The 19,800-nt window shown below is 38.8% G+C and carries 19 protein-coding genes; 9 read left to right on the top strand and 10 right to left on the bottom strand.

Translation table 11 applies throughout. From position 1 onward, the window contains the following. Positions 1–19 precede the first annotated feature (19 nt). A complete protein-coding gene (locus ABEG20_RS17015) occupies positions 20–961 on the bottom strand; it encodes an SPFH domain-containing protein (RefSeq protein ID WP_406824448.1) in 942 nt (313 codons plus the stop codon). A gap of 160 nt (positions 962–1,121) precedes the next feature. Between ABEG20_RS17015 and ABEG20_RS17010 the strand changes: the two genes are divergently transcribed. Then, complete coding sequence (locus ABEG20_RS17010; RefSeq protein WP_406824447.1) at positions 1,122–3,164, top strand: M13 family metallopeptidase; 2,043 nt, start codon at positions 1,122–1,124, stop codon at positions 3,162–3,164. A 98-nt stretch (positions 3,165–3,262) separates the two neighbouring features. On the opposite strand, the gene ABEG20_RS17005 is transcribed toward ABEG20_RS17010, so the two are convergent. Beyond that, positions 3,263–4,672 (bottom strand): hypothetical protein, encoded by a 1,410-nt coding sequence (locus ABEG20_RS17005; protein ID WP_387505391.1) that lies wholly within the window; start codon positions 4,670–4,672, stop codon positions 3,263–3,265. A 360-nt stretch (positions 4,673–5,032) separates the two neighbouring features. On the opposite strand from ABEG20_RS17005, the gene ABEG20_RS17000 reads away from it, so the two are divergent. Continuing rightward, entirely contained in the window at positions 5,033–5,218 is a 186-nt protein-coding gene (locus ABEG20_RS17000; protein ID WP_113950816.1) for a hypothetical protein, read from the top strand. Between the two features lie 70 nt (positions 5,219–5,288). On the opposite strand, the gene ABEG20_RS16995 is transcribed toward ABEG20_RS17000, so the two are convergent. The 3 genes from ABEG20_RS16995 to ABEG20_RS16985 all read right to left on the bottom strand — a co-directional run bounded on the left by ABEG20_RS16995 (position 5,289) and on the right by ABEG20_RS16985 (position 7,438). Further along, positions 5,289–5,471: a hypothetical protein gene (locus tag ABEG20_RS16995; RefSeq protein WP_265851125.1), complete on the bottom strand. Its 183-nt coding sequence runs from the start codon at positions 5,469–5,471 to the stop codon at positions 5,289–5,291. A gap of 116 nt (positions 5,472–5,587) precedes the next feature. Further along, complete coding sequence (locus tag ABEG20_RS16990) at positions 5,588–6,682, bottom strand: CapA family protein (protein ID WP_406824446.1); 1,095 nt, start codon at positions 6,680–6,682, stop codon at positions 5,588–5,590. A gap of 198 nt (positions 6,683–6,880) precedes the next feature. Beyond that, positions 6,881–7,438, bottom strand: coding sequence for a C40 family peptidase (locus tag ABEG20_RS16985; protein ID WP_406824445.1), 558 nt, complete (start codon positions 7,436–7,438; stop codon positions 6,881–6,883). A gap of 496 nt (positions 7,439–7,934) precedes the next feature. Between ABEG20_RS16985 and pdhA the strand changes: the two genes are divergently transcribed. From pdhA to ABEG20_RS16950, 7 genes are all read left to right on the top strand, one after another. Next, positions 7,935–8,930 (top strand): pyruvate dehydrogenase (acetyl-transferring) E1 component subunit alpha, encoded by a 996-nt coding sequence (gene pdhA, locus ABEG20_RS16980; protein WP_265851127.1) that lies wholly within the window; start codon positions 7,935–7,937, stop codon positions 8,928–8,930. Positions 8,931–8,959: 29 nt separating this feature from the next. Then, positions 8,960–10,639 carry a 2-oxo acid dehydrogenase subunit E2 gene (locus ABEG20_RS16975; protein ID WP_406824444.1) on the top strand — a complete coding sequence of 560 codons (1,680 nt, stop codon included), beginning with the start codon at positions 8,960–8,962 and terminating at the stop codon, positions 10,637–10,639. Between the two features lie 397 nt (positions 10,640–11,036). Then, positions 11,037–13,079 carry an excinuclease ABC subunit UvrB gene (uvrB, locus tag ABEG20_RS16970; protein WP_406824443.1) on the top strand — a complete coding sequence of 681 codons (2,043 nt, stop codon included), beginning with the start codon at positions 11,037–11,039 and terminating at the stop codon, positions 13,077–13,079. Positions 13,080–13,156: 77 nt separating this feature from the next. Further along, positions 13,157–14,449 (top strand): DUF3472 domain-containing protein, encoded by a 1,293-nt coding sequence (locus ABEG20_RS16965; RefSeq protein ID WP_406824442.1) that lies wholly within the window; start codon positions 13,157–13,159, stop codon positions 14,447–14,449. Between the two features lie 55 nt (positions 14,450–14,504). Next, on the top strand, positions 14,505–14,702 hold the full coding sequence (locus tag ABEG20_RS16960; RefSeq protein WP_090497912.1) for a YwbE family protein: 198 nt from the start codon (positions 14,505–14,507) through the stop codon (positions 14,700–14,702). Continuing rightward, positions 14,702–15,238 (top strand): hypothetical protein, encoded by a 537-nt coding sequence (locus ABEG20_RS16955; protein ID WP_406824441.1) that lies wholly within the window; start codon positions 14,702–14,704, stop codon positions 15,236–15,238. The genes ABEG20_RS16960 and ABEG20_RS16955 overlap by 1 nt, the downstream gene beginning before the upstream one ends. Before the next feature lie 103 nt (positions 15,239–15,341). Beyond that, positions 15,342–15,590: a DUF4834 family protein gene (locus ABEG20_RS16950; protein ID WP_406824440.1), complete on the top strand. Its 249-nt coding sequence runs from the start codon at positions 15,342–15,344 to the stop codon at positions 15,588–15,590. Positions 15,591–15,655: 65 nt separating this feature from the next. Here the strand turns inward: ABEG20_RS16950 and ABEG20_RS16945 are convergent, their stop codons facing one another. The 5 genes from ABEG20_RS16945 to ABEG20_RS16925 form a co-directional block, all read right to left on the bottom strand. Next, on the bottom strand, positions 15,656–16,105 hold the full coding sequence (locus ABEG20_RS16945; RefSeq protein WP_406824439.1) for a cell division protein: 450 nt from the start codon (positions 16,103–16,105) through the stop codon (positions 15,656–15,658). 28 nt (positions 16,106–16,133) lie between these two features. After that, positions 16,134–17,057 carry a TIGR01777 family oxidoreductase gene (locus tag ABEG20_RS16940; protein ID WP_406824438.1) on the bottom strand — a complete coding sequence of 308 codons (924 nt, stop codon included), beginning with the start codon at positions 17,055–17,057 and terminating at the stop codon, positions 16,134–16,136. Between the two features lie 5 nt (positions 17,058–17,062). Next, entirely contained in the window at positions 17,063–17,878 is an 816-nt protein-coding gene (locus tag ABEG20_RS16935) for a DUF393 domain-containing protein (protein ID WP_406824437.1), read from the bottom strand. A gap of 222 nt (positions 17,879–18,100) precedes the next feature. Next, complete coding sequence (locus ABEG20_RS16930) at positions 18,101–18,607, bottom strand: GbsR/MarR family transcriptional regulator (protein ID WP_406824436.1); 507 nt, start codon at positions 18,605–18,607, stop codon at positions 18,101–18,103. Positions 18,608–18,654: 47 nt separating this feature from the next. Next, a complete protein-coding gene (locus ABEG20_RS16925; RefSeq protein WP_406824435.1) occupies positions 18,655–19,755 on the bottom strand; it encodes an alginate lyase family protein in 1,101 nt (366 codons plus the stop codon). Positions 19,756–19,800: the final 45 nt, after the last annotated feature.

Below are 19,800 nucleotides of genomic sequence, written 5' to 3'. Positions count from 1 at the left end.
TAACTGCACTGCAAAATCACTACCCTTTCTTGGCCGTCGGCTCATTTTGTTTACTCATCTGCATGGCCATCATTTCTTTCATGGTTTTGTTCATACCTTCGGTACTGCCATCCAAAAAGATGACATTGCCATCGCCATTTTCAGCAAAGTGTTTGATCGATTCCGTCCACATCGTAAATAAGATCACTGAAATATCAAGGTTAGCCTGCTCCATTTCCTGGGCAGCTTTACTCATACCATGGGCAACTTCCGCACGGAACAATGCAATACCCTGGCCGCGTAATTGAGCCGCTTCACGCTCTGCTGTAGCCGCAATTTTAATGGCATTACCATCTGCTTCTGCAGCTTTGGTTTTGGTAATCAATAAAGCCTGTCCTTCATTTTCGGCAGCTGCCTTTAAGTTGTTTGATGCTACCACACGGCTCATGGAACGCATAATTTCTTCGTCAAAAGTAATATCGTTTAACTGAAGATCCTGAAGATGGTAACCCCATCCATCCAGCACCTGATCAATCTGCTCCTTAACATGAAGCACAATTTCATTTCGCTGGGCCAATACATTTGCCTGCTTTTGCGTAGCCACATATGCACGAATAGAACCTTCGATGGTTCTGATTAACGCCTGCATCAGATTGCTCGCATCAACAAATTTAAATGCTACATTTTTGATGGTTTCTTCATCCTGGTTAATTACAGAATAAAGCAGCATGGCCTTGAAATAAACATTGGCCTGATCTTGCGTTACCGCCTGAAAAGAAAGTTCAACCGATCGGTTCTGAATCGATATACGCGAATAAATCTGTTCTATTAAAGGAATTTTAAAATTTAAGCCTGGTCTTAAAAGCCTCTGGTACTTACCAAAAACGGTAACTACGGCGATGGTGCCCTGTTTAACAGTAACGAATGAGCTTAGCAGTATAATAACTCCTATTACTACTAAAATGTAAACGGTATATTGCATAATTAGATTTTTTTATGAAGGTATAAAAATTCATACAAACTACACCAGGCATTTCGTAGCTTTAAGTTTTTCTAACTAACTTATATAAATAAAATCATCATGATTTTCCAAACCGCGCGGTGGAATGAAAATCTGATCACTTAAAACAAATTTTACGCAGATGAAAATTAAATTATTTCTCCCGGCGGCAGGCATTTTGCTATTTGCAGCATGCCAGAATAAAAGCCATCAGGAAACGGATATCGTAAATAAACGTACCGATTTTTTTGATAAGGCCGGTATGGATACGACTGTTAAACCTGGTGATAACTTTTTCCTGTATGCCAATGGAAAATGGATGAAAAATACCGAAATTCCTAAAACGGAAACTGGCTGGGGCTCTTTTTATACTTTATACAATGATAACCTGAAGAATCTGAAAAGTATTCTCGAAAACGCTTCAAAAGCGAAGGCGGCCAAAGGTAGTGCGGAACAGAAAGTTGGCGATTTTTATACCAGCGGAATGGACACCCTTACCATCGAAAAGCTGGGCATCGAACCCATAAAGCCGCTTTTAAGTAAAATTGAGAGGATTAAAAATGATCAGGATTTAATCAATTTTATTGCCGGGGGCTATAAAGAAGGCGAAGGCGATTTATTAGGTTTTGGCGTAGAACCTGACGATAAATTAAGCAGTAAAAATGCCTTATCATTTACGCAGGCGGGCATTACCTTACCAGATCGCAGTTATTACCTGGACCAGGATGATAAAGCCAAAAAAATCAGAGCCGAGTACATCAAATACATCACAAAAATCTTTAACCTTTCGGGCGATTCTGCAAACGCAGCTAGATATGCCACTGATATTTTAAAACTGGAAACAGCGATTGCACAATCCCATTCAACACCTGTTCAACTGCGCGATCCACAAAAAAACTATCACAAAATGACAGTGGCTGATTTTCAAAAACAGACCCCAAACATTGATTGGAAATCCGTTCTAAGCAAACTGGGTGCAAGTACGGATACCGTTATTGTTAGGCAGCCAAAATATTATCAAACCTTGTCAGCCTTGATAAAAAGCCAGCCTATCGAAATCTGGAAAGAAAAATTAAAGTTTGATGCATTGAACAGCTCGGCTAATGCTTTCCCCAAAAAATTCAGAGATGCTAAATTCGATTTTTTCTCTAAAACACTTTATGGTCAGCAGGCACCAGCAGAAAGATGGAAAGCCATTGTAAATGCAACTGATGGTCATTTAGGAGAGCTTTTAGGTCAGTTATATGCCGAAAAGTATTTCAAACCAGAAGCGAAAGAGCGCATGTTAACCCTGGTAAATAATTTGCAGAAGGTATATGCTGAAAGAATCCAGAAGGTAGATTGGATGACGCAGGATACTAAAAAGAAAGCTTTAGAAAAACTGAACGCATTTATCAAAAAAATCGGTTATCCTGATAAATGGAAAAAATATGATGATGTAGAGGTTTCGAAAAACACCTATTATGCAAACCTTCAATCGGCCAATAAACATGCCTACAAGGAAATGATGGATAAACTCGGTAAAGACTTAGATAAAACAGAGTGGGGAATGACTCCTCCAACTGTTAATGCCTATTATAATCCATCTTTCAATGAAATTGTTTTCCCAGCCGGAATTTTACAGTTTCCTTTCTTTGATTTTAGCGCAGATGATGCCATTAACTATGGTGCAATAGGTGCGGTAATTGGTCACGAAATGACGCATGGTTTTGACGATCAGGGGCGCCAGTACGATGCAACAGGTAATTTAAAAGAATGGTGGACAAAAGCCGATGCTGATCAATTTAAAGCCAAGGCTGGTAAAGTAGAAACATTTTACAACAACTTCTCGCTATTGGATAATCAACATGTAAACGGTTCATTAACCTTGGGTGAAAACCTGGCCGATATTGGTGGATTAAACATTGCATATGATGCTTTTAAATTAACTGAACAAGGAAAAGGAGATAAAAAAATTGATGGTTTTACACCCGATCAACGTTTCTTCTTAAGCTTTGCCCAGGTTTGGAGAATCAAAACCCGCGACGAGAGCATGCGCGTACGATTAAAAACAGATCCGCATAGCCCGGAAATGTTCCGCGTGAACGGGCCCGTTTATAACATGGAAGCCTTTTATAAAGCATTTAACATTCCTGCAACGGCGAAAATGTATATTGCACCAGCCAACAGGTTAGGCGTTTGGTAAAATTTAAAAGCATAATTTTAAAATATACGTTTGCAAACTATGATCCCGGAATTGATCAACTCGTAAATTCCGGGATCAGCTTTATTCTGCAGTTGATATTATTGCAACAACCTCCACTCACTTAATTGCAAATCTACGCTCCCGTTATTGGCAGTAATAAAGAGTTTATAATATTTGTATGCGGTAGTGTTTGAAATCAACATTTTTTTTGTTTGCCTTCTTAAGCCAAAAGTTTCGTTACTTCGGATATCGAGTTGAGTATAATTCGTACCATCGTTAGATCCCATAAGTTTCCAGCTTTTCGGATCACGATCCGGTGCATCGTTCCCCGCAGTAATTGTATATCCTTTTACCACCTGACTGCCAGGAAAAGTGAGTTGTGCCCAAAAAGTGTTAGGGTAAGCTCCCAAAAAGAACTTGGTATTATAATAACTATCAGAAAGTTTAGCAGAACCTTCAGCTGCAGCAGCACCGCCAGCATTTTCGTTACTCACACTCACAACTGCCTGGCTGCTTATATCTTTCAGGTATGTTACACCGGGAAAGGCGGTTTTTGCCGCATTCAACTGTGCCACCCAATCATTGCCCTGCTCATCCAGGTTACCAAAAGCGCTTAAGGCAAGTGGCTTTAAATCCATCCCTGTTGCGCCGCTCCAGAAGTGGATAAACTCGCCATAATTCATTGATCTTGAAAAGCGCTGTATATTGGTTTGCCCATTATTTACGGTTTGTTTAGGAAAATACTGTGCCAGCAGGCTGAAATACTTATTTAGTGAAGAAGCATCGCCCTGTTGCGAGTAGATAGGGAAAAACCAGTCTCTAAACCAATACGTTTGCGCACGTGGATAGCTTTCCGATCCATTGGCAACCAAATTATACCAACGTTGCACATCAGCCGAACGGTTAAGACCAATGTAAACATCATAAATGTAAATTTCCATCCATTTACTATCGTGCCAGATACCAAAGGCAGGCGAATTAAGTACATTACGCGAAGCACCTTCTACAATGTGCCCTACCTCATGTGTGGTAAGATCCAGATCGTTCCCTGTCCCACTGAGCCAGGCACTTGTGCTCGAGGATCCCACATCGATTACATTTCGGTAATCGTGGCTGGCATCCATGTAAGTGCTCGGATGCCCCCCGCTATATTTTCCGGTATGAAAAATGGCCCATAAGCGAGAGTCAGTACCAAACGACCCATATTTACTTTTGGTGTAATTCCAAACCTGAGCTAAATACGTATTGGGCCAGGTAACCGTACTGCTTACATCATTATCGTGGTAAACTACAATGCTCGTATCGTGGTAAAACCGTTGCAATACCTGCACATGGTCAAACCAATGTTCTTGCCAGGTAAGCGGAGGATCGGCAAGCAGGGTGTTGTTTACATTTGCCACGGCATTTTTTGTGATTGCAGGTTGAGATTCTTCCAGTCCTTTTTTGGAACAAGAGAGTAAAGCTGCAAAAATCAGCATGCCCAAGAGGATAGTCCGTTTGTTTTTCATCTGTTTAGATTGTTTTAATGTTAGAAGGGATCTCTTAAAGTGGTTAGTAAGATCACAATCTATTTCATTGGGGTTAATATTTAGGTTGAGTTGATTCCTTAAATTAAGTAGTTGTGTTTCCCCTGCTGTTCTCTATTCACAAAATGATAAAAGTGATATATCTGGTTATATTAAAACGTTTTAGTATTAATTAAAAATTTAATCCACCTGTTGTCAGGTGGATTATACCTAAAGTTAGACTTTCGGATTACAAAGTCATTACTGTAATTTAAATATTACAATCTAACAAAATAGAAACTACTACGTAAAATTTCATCAAACAAAAAGTTTGAATTCCTTGTTTGATGTTAAAAACAGATCATGAACGTAAAACGAACATTTGGAACAATATTAACCATTTTAGGAATTATCGGCCTAATTTATGCCGGATATGGATTTGTAAACCACAATCAAAATACAAGGGGATTGATGGTTTATGGCATAATCGGATTAATTTTCTTTGTGTCCGGAATTGGTCTGGTAAAAAATACAAAGGATGAAAGCTAGATTAAGCTTTCATCCTGAATATTGGCACACCAAAATTTAATTTAGCCGTTAGCATCCAATTGCAGTAATGTCACTGCTTTTTCTTTTGCTTGATGATCTGGTACTGGCTAAAAGCAACTAAGCAACCCGCCAGTATAATAATCCCGGCAGATAATAGGTTTTTAGGATTTTGATTAATGTAGTAGGCTGCTGCAAGTACCAAAATTGCAGCAGCAATACCTATAATATAATGTAGTATTAATCCTTTTTTCATCTGTAAATTTGTTTTTAAAAGATTTGGGCCATTTATTCAGGCATTACACGACTTAAAATATGACGGTTTCAGACCACAAATATTCTGAAATAAATTGAGATTGATGTCGCAGAAGATTAATCTTTTAAACTGATCCTGTGATCAGCAAATTTCAACTGGTGACCAATGAAATCAATATCTGTTAGCTCTTTAATCCGTTTAAAGGCACTGTGGGTATCATCCAGGGTTAAACGGTTAATCTTATCTTGTTTAACCGATACAATATTGGCATAGAGAAAATCGCCCTTTGCATTTACTTTTAGCTGCAATAAGGGTGCAATGCCGTTATTGCCTTTTAAGCTGAACATTCCATAGGTACAAAAATTCCCCAGACTGTAGGCGATGAATTTATTTTTATAAACTTCAACTGCCCGCGTTACGTGCGGGCCATGTCCGAGCACGACATCGGCGCCAGCATCAATAACGGCATGGGCAAAGGCGTAAACATTGCCCCGGTTTTCTTTGTAAAAAATCTCGTTCTTGCGCGGAACGTGTTCAAATCTTGCACCTTCACCGCCGCCATGAAAAGAAACAATCACAATATCAGCCATTGATTTTAAACGGGCCACCAAAGCTTTCGCGCTATCAATCTTATTTATGGATACCGTATTCTCATTTGGAGCAAAAGCACAGAAGGCATACTTCACACTATCTTTTTCAAAAACTTCAAAAGGTTTGTTTACCTGTCCGGCATAATGAATCTGTAGTGAATCTAAAATCCTTGCCGTGTTTTTCCTTCCCTTTGCGTCAAAATCGCCAACATGGTTATTGGCGATACTCAACACATTAAATCCTGCATCCTTGTATATGCCGGCGTAGCGCTCCGGCATTCTAAAAGCGTAACAGTTGTTCGGATTAATGCCATTACATTTGTTCGAATTACCCGAATTAAGAAAACAGCCTTCCAGGTTTCCAAATACGATATCGCCTTTTAATAAACCATCAACCGCCTGGAAGCTGTTAATGGCATCATCCGGTGGAAGATTGGTTTTGGAGGGGAAAGCAGAGCCGAGCATAATATCGCCTACTGCGGTAATGGATATGGTATCTTTAATTTTCCTGATTAAGGTATCTTGTCTGGCTACAGGTATTGTAACCTGTGCATTATTGCTGGTGCAGCTAATTGTGACAATAAGAAGAAAAGGGAGGACTATGGTGTTGATGAGCTTCATTGAGTGTTTATTGTAATGGTCTTCTCGACTGTAGCGCAGCGAAATGAAGAAATTTGCATTAGATTTCTCGACTACGTTTCACTCCGCTCGAAATGACGGCCTAGAGTTTTGTTAAAAAAAAATCCTCCGAAATTTCTTTAGGAGGATTCAATATATTTTTATTAACGGTTAACTGAAAATCGTCAACCGTTAATTGAACTATTCTACTGTAAATTCTTTCTTAAACGATTCTAAAACGCGGCCACCTTTATAAAAGTAACGGCTGTAATAAGGTTCGTTAAGGTTGCTGATGACTACACCACGGGAACTTGATGCATGTGCAAATCTGTTGTCGCCCAGGTAAATACCTACATGCGAAATGCTTCTGCTTTTAATTTTGAAGAAAACCAGATCGCCTTCTTTTAAATCTTCTTTTGATAATGGATCTACCATGCTGAAAATATCGCGCGAATTTCTTCTGATGGTGGTGTTGAAAACTTTATCGTAAATGGCTTTGGTGAAAGCCGAACAATCGATCCCTCTTTTGGTGTTTCCACCATAACTATATGGCGTTCCGATCCATTCGTAAATAAACTTATACAGTTTTAAATTTGAAGTTGCATCTACCGCTACACCCATTACCTGCGAAAAATACTGCGATGCAAGGTTGTCGGGATCATTTAATTCTTTACCAGATTCTTTTGTTTTTGTCTGCGCAAATGCGGCTGAGAGCGTGCAGATAGCAAATAGAGTAGAAAACAAAAATTTTTTAATCATGTTATACAGTTATGTTTGGGTATTCACTTACACATTAACGTACACCACATGGGCTTATTGTTGGTTGTCAAAAGTATTAATTATACAAATGTTATCCAAATGTAATCTTAGAAAAAATGAAAGTTATTAACATTTTTGTTTTTTATCCACCGTTTTTGATTAAAATTTCCGCATAAAAAAGCATGATTTTACTAAAATATTTCTTTTTAATTTTTACTGTTATCCTGAAAATCCATTATTTTTAAATTATGGATATGAGTAGATATGCAGAATTATATTTCAGAATAAATTGATTCCATATTATGATAAAGGGCGTTGATTTAATTATAAAAAATCGATGTTAAATCAATATTGATATGGCAGTATTATATTTAATTGTAAAACAACTGTTAAATCTGATTATAACCCTAATACTATGATGTTTTTACACTAAAAAGTGCCAAAAATTACAATAAAAAAATTAGATTTGCTGTCGCAAAAAAACAAATACCCTAAAATGAGTGCAGTAGAAATAAATAAAGATACCTGGTTAAAGTGGTTCGAGTCGATGTTGCTGATGCGCAAATTCGAAGAAAAAACTGGCCAGTTATACGGACAACAAAAAATACGTGGCTTTTGTCATTTATACATCGGGCAAGAAGCTGTAGTTGCAGGCGCAATATCTGCAATGCAAAAAGGTGATTCAATGATTACAACATACCGTGATCATGCTCACGCCTTAGCTTTAGGAGTTAGTGCTGATAGTATTATGGCAGAAATGTATGGTAAAGCTACAGGTTGCTCTAAAGGTAAAGGTGGTTCAATGCACATGTTCAGTAAAGAACATAACTTTTACGGTGGCCATGCAATTGTTGGCGGTCAGATTCCGTTGGGTGCTGGCGTTGCTTTTGCAGAAAAATATAAAGGAACTGATAACGTAAACATTTGTTATATGGGTGATGGTGCTGTGCGCCAGGGCGCATTAAACGAAACGTTTAACATGGCTATGCTTTGGAAATTGCCTGTTATTTTTGTTTGCGAAAACAATGGTTATGCAATGGGTACTTCAGTACAACGTACTACAAACATGACTGATATTTATAAAATTGGTTTAGGTTTCGATATGCCATGTGCACCAGTTGACGGTATGGATCCGGTTGCTGTACACAATGCGATGGACGAAGCCATTCAACGTGCACGTAAAGGTGAAGGACCAACTTTCTTAGAAATGAGAACTTACCGCTATCGTGGTCACTCCATGTCAGATCCGGCAAAATACCGTACCAAAGAAGAATTAGAAGATTATAAGGCAAAAGATCCGGTTGAGCATGCAAGAGAAACGATCCTTAAAGAGAAGTATGCAGATCAAGCCTGGATTGAAGAAATAGAAGCTAAAGTAAAAGGAATTGTAGATCAGGCAGTAAAATTTGCTGAAGAATCTCCTTGGCCAGATGCATCCGAACTATACAAAGATGTATATATGCAACAGGATTATCCTTACGTAATGGACTAATATTAATAAGATTCAATTAATTAGATATAATGGCTGATGTAATTAAAATGCCCAAAATGAGCGACACCATGACCGAAGGGGTTTTGGCGAAGTGGCACAAAAAAGTGGGCGATAAAGTGAAAAGCGGCGATGTTTTGGCAGAAGTAGAAACTGACAAAGCAACAATGGATATGGAATCTTATTGGGATGGTACTCTTTTATACGTTGGTGTAAAGGAAGGTGAAGCTGTTCCAGTTGATGCGATTATGGCCGTTATCGGTAAGGAAGGTGAAGACTTTCAGGCAGCTTTAGATGCTGAAAAAGGTGGTGCGGAAGCTAAAGGTGAAAACCCAAAAGCTGAAAGCACAGAAGCGCCAAAAACTGAAGATAAAAAAGAAGAAACAGCCCCTGCACAAGGCGGTGGTTTAAGCGAAGAAGAATTAGCGGCAAAAGGTGTTACGGTTATCCGCATGCCTTTGTTAAGCGATACCATGACAGAAGGCGTAATTGCCGAATGGCATAAAAAAGTTGGTGATAAAGTAAAAGATGATGATGTTCTTGCTGACGTAGAAACCGATAAGGCAACTATGGAAGTGATGGGTTATGCAACCGGAACTTTATTACACATTGGAGTAGAAAAAGGCCAGGCAGCTAAAGTAAACGGAATTATCGCCATTGTGGGTCCTGAAGGAACAGATGTAAGTGGGATTTTAGCAGGCGGCTCAGCTCCGGCTCCTAAAGCTGAAACTGCTGAAGCACCAAAAGAAGAAAAACAAGCTGCAACTGCTGACTCAGGTTCACCTGCTCCTGTTGCAGAAAGTTCTTCAGATAGCCGTGTTAAAGCATCTCCTTTAGCTAAGAAAATCGCTAAAGATAAAGGGATCGATTTAGCACAGGTTGCGGGCAGTGCAGAAGGTGGCCGTATCATTAAAAAAGATATCGAAAACTTTAAGCCAGGTACAGCGCCGGCAAAAGCAGAATCTGCATCAGCTCCGGCTGCTGAGAAAGCTGCTGCACCAGCACCGGTTATTCCACAATTTGTAGGTGAAGTTAAATTTACTGAACAGCCAGTTTCGCAAATGCGTAAAGTAATTGCAAAACGTTTAGGAGAAAGTTTATTTACAGCACCACACTTCTATTTAACCATCAGCATTGATATGGACAACGCAATGACTGCACGTACAGCTATTAATGCGGTTGCTCCTGTTAAGGTTTCTTTCAATGATATCGTAATTAAAGCGGTTGCCGTTGCATTGAAAAAACACCCGGCTGTTAACTCATCATGGGGTGGCGATAAAATCAGATTTAACGAACATACCAACATTGGTGTAGCCATGGCCGTTGAAGATGGTTTATTGGTGCCGGTTGTGCGTTTCGCTGATGGAAAATCTTTATCACACATTTCTGCTGAAGTAAAAGATTTTGGTGCGAAAGCAAAAGCCAAGAAATTACAACCAGCGGATTGGGAAGGTTCTACTTTCACCGTATCTAACTTAGGTATGTTTGGTATTGATGAGTTTACTTCCATTATCAACTCTCCTGATGGTGCAATTTTATCAGTAGGCGCTATTCAACAAGTGCCTGTCGTTAAAAATGGTGCTGTTGTTCCTGGTAATGTAATGAAACTCACTTTAGGTTGCGATCACCGTGTGGTTGATGGTGCAACAGGAGCACAGTTCTTACAAACATTAAAAGGTTTATTAGAAGAGCCGATCAGGTTATTAGCCTAATACTTTGTCATCCTGAGCTTGTCGAAGGATCTCATTATAAAATTTAAAGCCATCCTAAGTGATGGCTTTTTTGCGTTTAAGATTTAAAAGACCGGGCGTTTCCGTTATCAGCATTTAAAATAACATGGGCGCTTGGGCGGCAAGCCGGAAATAGATTTATTCTTGATTTTTGTATAGTTGTCCAAAAAGTCGCCCTTTAGATCATAGTAGAGAAACTTTAGATCATAGTAGAGAAATCTACAGGTTGATATTCGTTTAAACCGTTTTGAGCTCAATTTTAATCTTTGTGAAAAATTAACTTCATGATTTTAATGCTTGTTGTTGCCGGTCAATTTCCAACTTTCCTGACTTTCGCCTGTTTACTCTTTAGTTGTTAAGTCTTATATTTGATATACTCATGAAATTTAAAATCACTTCAGAATATAAACCTACCGGAGATCAGCCCAATGCTATAAAACAGTTGGTAGATGGTGTAAACGCTAACGAACATTATCAAACCTTATTGGGGGTAACCGGGTCAGGAAAAACATTTACTGTGGCCAATGTAATTGAGCAGACCCAAAAGCCCACCCTGATTTTAAGTCACAATAAAACCCTGGCCGCACAGCTTTACGGTGAGTTTAAAAATTTCTTTCCCGAAAATTCGGTAAATTACTTTGTTTCTTACTATGATTATTATCAGCCAGAAGCCTTTATCGCTTCCAGCAATACCTATATCGAAAAAGACCTGAGCATTAACGAGGAGATCGAGAAGTTGCGTTTACGTACCACCTCATCATTAATGAGCGGCAGGAGAGACATTATCGTGGTATCATCGATATCATGTATTTATGGTATGGGTAATCCGGAAGATTTTTCGAGAATGGTTTTTCGCTTTGGTGTAGGGCTGCGGATTTCGAGAAATGCATTTTTGCATAGTTTGGTTGAGATTTTATACTCGCGTACCACAACCGAATTTAAGAGGGGAACTTTTAGGGTGAAAGGCGATACCGTTGATGTTTACCCAGCTTATCTGGACCACGCGTACCGAATTTCTTTTTTCGGCGATGATATTGAAGAACTTTCTGCGATTGATCCTGTTTCAGGCAAAACCCTCGAAAAACTGGAAGACATGGCTATTTATCCCGCCAACCTTTTTGTGACGCCAAAAGACCGTTTCAATCAGTCCATCTGGAGCATCCAGGAAGAATTGGAAATCCGTAAAAACCAATTGATTGCCGACAGGCATTTATTGGAGGCCAAAAGGCTGGAAGAGCGAACCAATTTCGATCTTGAAATGATGAAAGAACTGGGTTATTGTTCTGGTATAGAAAATTACTCCCGCTTCTTTGATGGGAGACAGCCGGGTATGCGGCCTTTCTGTCTGCTGGATTATTTTCCGGATGATTATTTAATGGTCATTGATGAAAGTCATGTTACCGTTCCGCAGATCAGGGCCATGTATGGCGGAGACCGGTCGAGGAAATTATCTTTGGTAGAATATGGATTCCGTTTACCGGCAGCATTGGATAACCGGCCGTTAAATTTCAACGAATTTGAAGCCCTTGCGCCGCAAACCATTTATGTGAGTGCTACTCCGGCAGAATACGAACTGGAGAAATCAGAAGGTGTAGTGGTAGAGCAGGTAATCAGGCCTACCGGATTATTGGACCCTGTTATAGAGATCAGGCCTGCCATTAACCAGGTTGATGATCTTTTAGATGAAATAGACCTAACGATAAAAGATGGCGGACGTATTTTAGTAACTACTTTAACCAAACGTATGGCTGAAGAGTTAACCAAGTATCTTGATCGCTTAAACATCAAAACCAGGTATATCCATTCCGAAATTAAAACCTTGGAACGGGTAGAAATTCTGCGGGGTTTACGTTTGGGAGAATTTGATGTTTTAGTCGGTATTAACCTTTTACGCGAGGGGTTGGATTTACCAGAAGTTACCTTGGTAGCGATTTTGGATGCGGATAAAGAGGGTTTTTTACGGTCTGAAAAATCGCTTATCCAAACCATAGGCCGTGCTGCCCGTAATGATAGGGGTAGAGTAATCATGTATGCAGATGGCATTACGGAAAGTATGGAAAAAACCATCTCAGAAACGAACAGACGTAGGGATATTCAAATCGCCTACAATCTTGAAAATGGCATTACACCAAAAACTGTTGGAAAATCAAGAGAGGCCATTTTAGAACAGACCTCTGTGCTCGATTTCTCGCAAAAAGCAAGCGATAATAAAGCCAGGGCTTACGTTGAAAATGCCGAAATTAGCATTGCAGCAGATCCGATTGTACAGTATATGGGTAAGGCCGAATTGCAAAGGGCAATTGATACCACCCGTAAGGACATGCAAAAAGCAGCAAAAGATATGGACTTTTTACAGGCTGCAAAGCTGCGTGATGAAATGTTTGCACTAGAGAAAATGTTTAACGAAAAATTCGGCAAGTAACGATTTGGTTTTAAGGATTGATTTTTAGATAATTTAAATTAGAATTGCAGTTCAACAAGTTATCTAAAAATCATTTAATGAAATCTTTTAAACTAGTAACGCTGATCTTACTCGGTTTCATGGGGCTAAAAAGTCATGCCCAAAATGCTGCAGCAATTTCTCTTCCTCTTGGTGGTAATGCCTACAGTTCTTTACATCAGGATTCAGAAAGAACATTATCGAACAAGGGAATTGTAAACTGGTCTAACCCAAAAGAATATTTTATAGCTTATTTTAGGGTATCTAAACCTGGAACAGTTATAATTTCCTTATCAGAGAAACCTACGTGGGAAGGACAATCCACCTTAGAATTTTCCATAAACAATCAACCCAAAAAGGTCGGTTTTGATGAAAATAAACCCTTTGATGGTAAAATTGGCGAATGGATTATTAAAGACACCGGATATGTGTCCATAACCATCAAAGGAATAAGCAAAAGTGCCAGCAATTTTCCTTCGATACAAAGCTTGTACATCGGCGGCACAGCTATTGACGGCAAAACAGTTTATGTTAAAAACAATGAAGGCAACTTTTTTCATTGGGGCAGACGTGGACCATCGGTGCACTTAAACTATCAGCAACCAGAAAATGTAAATGCAGAATGGTATTATAACGAAGTAACCGTGCCTAAAGGAGAAGATATTTTAGGTTCATATTTTATGGCTTGTGGTTTTGGCGAAGGTTATTTTGGCATGCAGGTTAACAGCCCGACTGAAAGACATATCCTGTTTTCGGTATGGAGCCCATTTAATACCGACGATCCGAAAAGTATCCCCGAATCGCACAAAATTAAAATGCTTAAGAAAGGCGAAGGTGTACATACCGGAGAATTTGGGAATGAAGGCGCCGGAGGTCAGAGTTACCTGAACTATATATGGAAAGCAGGAAACACCTATAAATTCTTACTCCATGGTGTACCCGGAAAAGATAGCCTAACCACGTATACTGCCTATTTCTTTACTCCCGAAACCGATAAATGGCAATTGATTGCAAGTTTTACCAGGCCACAAACAAAAACCTATTTAAAGCGCTTCCATTCTTTTTTAGAAAACTTCTCACCTGTACAGGGAGACTTATCGCGAAAAGTTTTGTTTGATAACCAATGGATCTGTGATGATAAGGGAACATGGATCGAATTAAAATCAGCCCGCTTTACTACCGATAATACTGGTGCAAAAGGCTATCGGATGGATTACCAGGGAGGAGTTGATAAAGGTGCCTTTTATTTAAAGAACGGTGGCTTTTTTAAGGATTATACCACAGCAAGAAAAATCTTCACCAGAACCTCAAAAGGTAAGAAACCGGAAATAGATTTTAGTAAATTACCTTAACATTCAAAATAATTATGGAATTTTGAAATTTTCATCATCATTTTATTACAGCACAATGGACGGGCAAAACAGAAAAGACATTTATCCGGGTTTGGAAGTCGGTATTATTTTAAAGAAAGATCAGCGATCGGGAAACATCACTTATGGCGTGGTGAAAGATCTGCTTACTTCATCCGCATTTCATTCCAGAGGAATAAAAGTGAGGCTCGAAGATGGTCAGGTTGGCCGTGTAGCTGAAATAGTTGAAGATTAATGAAAAAAACCTACCTTATTCCTTTATTTTTTTTAATTGCCGCTGGCGCATCGGCACAATTACCTGAATCATTTAAGGGAAAGCCTATTGATGGCAAAGGAAAAACGGGGCGAATACCTTGGTACATTTCACCACCAAAGGGTGGGATAATTGCAAATGCACCATTATACGTTATTAATAAAATTGTAATTGAGAATGGTTATGTGATTGAGTTTTTAAGCCCTTCAAGTATCACTTCGTTTAAAATCTTAGCGGCTGAAGAGGGGGCAAAGATATATGGAGAAAGCGCAAAAAATGGGGTGATCGAAGTTGGCTTAAAAAATGACATCAAAATATGGTGTTTCATGGATTTGTTTAAAATTTATAAAATCAAAAAGAAATACTGGAATCTGCCTATTTTTATTGAAGATAAAAAACTCTCCAGCAATAATGATATTTACCTCTCAGGTGATCTTGTAGAAAATGTAGAAGTAATTAAAAAAATTAATGCCTCGGGGAAAGAACGGTTTTTACAGGTCTCGATAAAACCTTTATAGCCTTATATGCGTATTATATTGTAATCAGATTGCAATTAAAGGCTTAAAAAGTAACAAAATAAATGGTAGTACGTCTATATTTGTAACAACAGTAATTTAAAGCATGGCATTAGTAAAATTCATTTTTATTACAATATTGGTACTTTGGCTGATCAGAATGTTGATCAGGTTGATTTTACCCATGCTGTTTAATAACCTGGCCAGCAAAATGCATAGTCAGGCTACCGGACAGCAACAACAGCGGCGATCTAAACCTGAAGGTTCTATTTCTATAGATTACATGCCTCCAAAACCCGATCAAAGTAAAACAGATAAACTCGGCGACTTTGTAGATTACGAAGAAGTAAAATAAAAACTAAACCCCGATTTGTTTCGGGGTTTTTTGTTAAAAATTCGAGCGATCGTTCATCGGTTACATTACGATTCAGCCTGGCATTTGATCGCTTTATTCCTTTTCTCGATGAGTTTCAGCATATAATTTTTAAGAAATATTTTTTCCGCCAGCTGGCCAAATATCCAAAATGGAGCCTGAAATTCAAAAATGTCCGTCATTTCTGTTTGAAGCCCTGTTATTTTAAACCGGTGCTGGTGGTGAAGTTTTTTAAAAGGTCCCGTAATCATCTCGTCTATAAAAAAGGTTGGGTATTCCAATTTGCTAATTCTAGTGGTCATTTTAAACAACATGCCAAAGTGTATTGCTCTCCAGGTAACAGATTCACCCAGACCAATCAGGCCACTAATTTTTCCAGCTATCGCTTTTTCATTAGAAGACTTCATGGATTGTAAATGGAGATCAATATTTCTGGATAGGTCAAAACAATGTCCAATCGGCGCATTAATTAATGTTTTTAAGATAATGGTAGGCATATAGTTCCGTTTTAATTAGAGTAACTTTTTAGCGTGCCCGGCTTAAGGCTGCCATAGCCTCATCAATATGGCCATACTGAAAATCAAATCCGTTATTTAGCAGCACCATTGGTTTAACCCACCTGCTTTTTAAAATCAGTTCAGTTTCTGTTCTAATAATTGTTGCGCCAATGCCCAATAACCAGGCTGGGGCTGGCAAACCGAAATTGCGGCTAAAAGCCTTTCTGATGCTGCGCATAAAAACATGGTTTTTAATTGCCTCTGGTGCCGTGCAGTTTACAATTCCTTCAATTTCCGGATGATTTAGCAACCATTCGATACTTCTTGCGGCGTCCTCTTCGTGGATCCAGCTCACATATTGTTGCCCGTTGCCTTGTTTTCCGCCCATTCCCAGTTTTACCAGGTTAAGTAAACGAGGAAATGCTCCATCTTTCAGACCTAAAACAATCCCCATTCTAAGTGCTATTTTTCGGGTATTGGGCGTGTTGGTTTCAAAAAAGCAGTTTTCCCAGGATTTGCAAACTTCAATAGAGAAACCTCTACCAATTTCGCCTGTAAACTCATCTTGTGGATGGTCTTCGGCATGGCGGTAAATGGTGGCAGAAGTAATATTGATCCAAAGTTTTGGCGGATTTTCCATTTCCTCGATTGCCTCACCCAGTAAACGGGTGGGGATCAATCTTGAATCAAAAATTTCTTTTTTGTTTTTCACCGTATAGCGGCAGTTAACATTTTTACCGCAAAGGTTGACCAGGAGGTCAGCCCCTTGTAAGCTGTACGCCCACTCATCCATATTTTTGCCATCCCATAACCATGTTTTAATATTGCCCGTTTCGGCTTTTGCCTTTCTGGCCAGAATGATTACTTCATCAGCCATGTGGCTAAAGTAATTTGCCAGTACGCCGCCCAGATAACCATTTCCTCCGGCCAGCACAATTTTTCCGTATTCCATAATCGTTATAAAATTAAGATTAAACCCAAAACAATTAAGCGGTAAAGTGCCCACGTCATACTCATCAACCATCCTATCTTTAATATGGAACTTCTACGGAGATGTTCTAAAAACATCAATCCAGCAACCATTAAAAAGTATAGAACAAAAAATACGGATTGGATATCCAGATATTTTGACAATACCAGAACAGGCAAGAGTAACAATGAGCCCGCGAAAGAAATCGTCATCATATTCCCTAAATAATCCCAAAGCTTTTCTTTACGGTAAAAGCTGATGATTACACCCTGGAAAAATACCTGTCCACCACAGATGAAGTATTCGCGGTATTTATTGCCCGGTAGCACAAAACCAGTAAGCAGATGTGCATAATCTGTTAATATATAAGCAGTAATAAGCCAGGTTAAAACGAGGTATGCGATGCGATAATGGAGCTTAAATGTAGGCTGTATGGTATTCTCTTTAACTGCAGCTGGGATAATTACTTTACGGTTGTAAGAAATAAATGCATAAAATTTACGCATCAGATCAACAAAAGGACTAAACACGAATAAAGGCCTAAAAAACGGCATAGCGTGTGCAATAATCTTGAACAAACTCTGGATGCCATAAGTAACTTCGCCGGTTTCGGTATTAACGAGTGCAATTTCATTGGCAGCCCTTTGCCGGTCTACCAGCGGACAGATGTTTGGTGGCATTTCCTGGTAAGCCTCACGGCCATCATGAGCCAACATACCTGTTTTTACAAAGGCTTTGGTATAGGCATAACACATTGGGCACTCATTATCAAATAAAATCACATGGTTTTTAAGTGTTTTCATCTTACTTAAATTTTAATACTTTCAGTAAATAATGAAAGTTTGAGTTGAAAAATAAAGCCGAACAATGGGTTAGGCCTTTTAGGTGAGTTTTAGGGTTTAAGGTATAGGGTAAGGCTAATGCTAAGGGTTTAACTTATAAAGTAAAATCTGTCTTGCTACTTTCATCTCGATACTTGCTACTTTTTATCTTGCTACTTAATTTCTACATCTCCCCTTTCCAATCTATTTAAAAACTTTCAATATAGATCCCCAAAACCAATTTTCTTCAGCCTTAAGCATTGTTTCTAAAGTTTTATCTACATTTACAGCAAGTTTGTTGATATCGTTTACTGATTTTTTAAAGGTCTTATACTCAGGATCTTTTTCATCGCCCACTACTGTTGATAGCTCATTTAAAACTTTTAAAACAGGTTCTAACTCTCTTTTTTTGCGTTCTTTAGCTACCTGGCGCGCAATATTCCAAACATCTTTATCGGCAAAAAAATACTCTTTGCGCTCACCCGCTTTATGTTGTTTTTCAATTAAGCCCCATCCAATTAAATCGCGGAGTGTCATGTTTGCATTTCCCCTGGAGATACTGAGCTGCTCCATAATTTCTTCGGTGGTAAGCGCTTCAGGAGAAATTAACAATAATGCATGTACCTGAGCCATGGTACGGTTAATTCCCCATTCGGAGCCTAATTTGCCCCAAGCTTCTATAAATTTTAATTTTCCCGCTGCTAATTCCATACACAAAAATAAAAATTATTATTAAACTTTCAAAAATTATTGAAAGTTTATTTCTTTTGTAAGTTGTTTGCTTCTCGTTGAATCTCATCCAGCACCGTCTGCCAATTGGTATCGTTGTTATTTACTTTTTTTAACAGACCAGCCTGTGTACTATCGAAATAAACCGCTAGCTTTAATACGGGCAATGCCAAACTTGGTTTAAACATTGTCCCGGAAGCAAACCCAGGCTCATTGTTTTTGGCCCGGTCGCGGTCGAATTTAACGGTTGTATTTACATATTCTTCATGTTGTTTTTGGCCATTAATGTATGGAATCAACCATTCTACAGATTTTTTGATTGAAGATCCTTTTGGCGACTCATACCTGTAAAAATTGGGACCGTTTGCCCTATCAATCATAATGGCCAGTTTGAGCAAAGGTTCCAGGTCATAAACATGGTAATGCATGGCATCACGCTCTTTAAAATCCAGACTGGTGCCGTCGGGATATAAATTAATATTGATGTGGCTTTTTAAATGGTCTACGGCCCATGTGATAAAATCCTGATTGTTTAACGTGTAACCGATTTCACCAACTTCTTTTACGCGGTGCGCGTTCCAGTTGTTAATGGCGGTGGCTCTTCCTGTTTTCATCCGCTTACTGTTAATTTCTGCCCAGGCCGTTTCAGTTAGCCATTGTTCAATCCGTTTTTTGTCTGTACCCGGAACATCGTTTTTAATCAGATCGTAAGCTTCAATGGCTTTATCCAGATTGGTATCGTCAATAGGATCTCCGTTTGGTTTATTGATTCTGGCCCATACACCAAGAAATTCTGCACATTTGTTTAAATATTTTTGATCAACGGTAATCCGGTATTGTAAAGCCAGTACAAACATTTTGTTCATATCTGCCAGGGCTAATCTGGTTTTCTCTTTTTTAGGATTTCCCTTTAATAATCCTTCCGTTCGGATGGTATCAATTGGGTTGGGTTGTTCATTTAGATAGTTTAACGCCGATTTTTGAAAGCCCTGATATAGTTTTTTGGTTTGCTCATCATTTTTGATCCGCGTTTTCAGCTTTTCGATTTCATTATTATTTAAACTTACCAGCTGCGCAAACGAAGAAAAAGATAGGATAACAAGCGCAAGTGTAACGACAAACTTTCTCATAATAAATAGGTTGAATTTTTATGATCTGCCACAAATTTAATTTTT

This window comes from Pedobacter sp. KACC 23697 (assembly GCF_045348445.1).
GTDB lineage: Bacteria > Bacteroidota > Bacteroidia > Sphingobacteriales > Sphingobacteriaceae > Pedobacter.
Note: the sequence above shows the minus strand (reverse complement) of the source record. Positions and strands in the feature narration are given on the sequence as shown.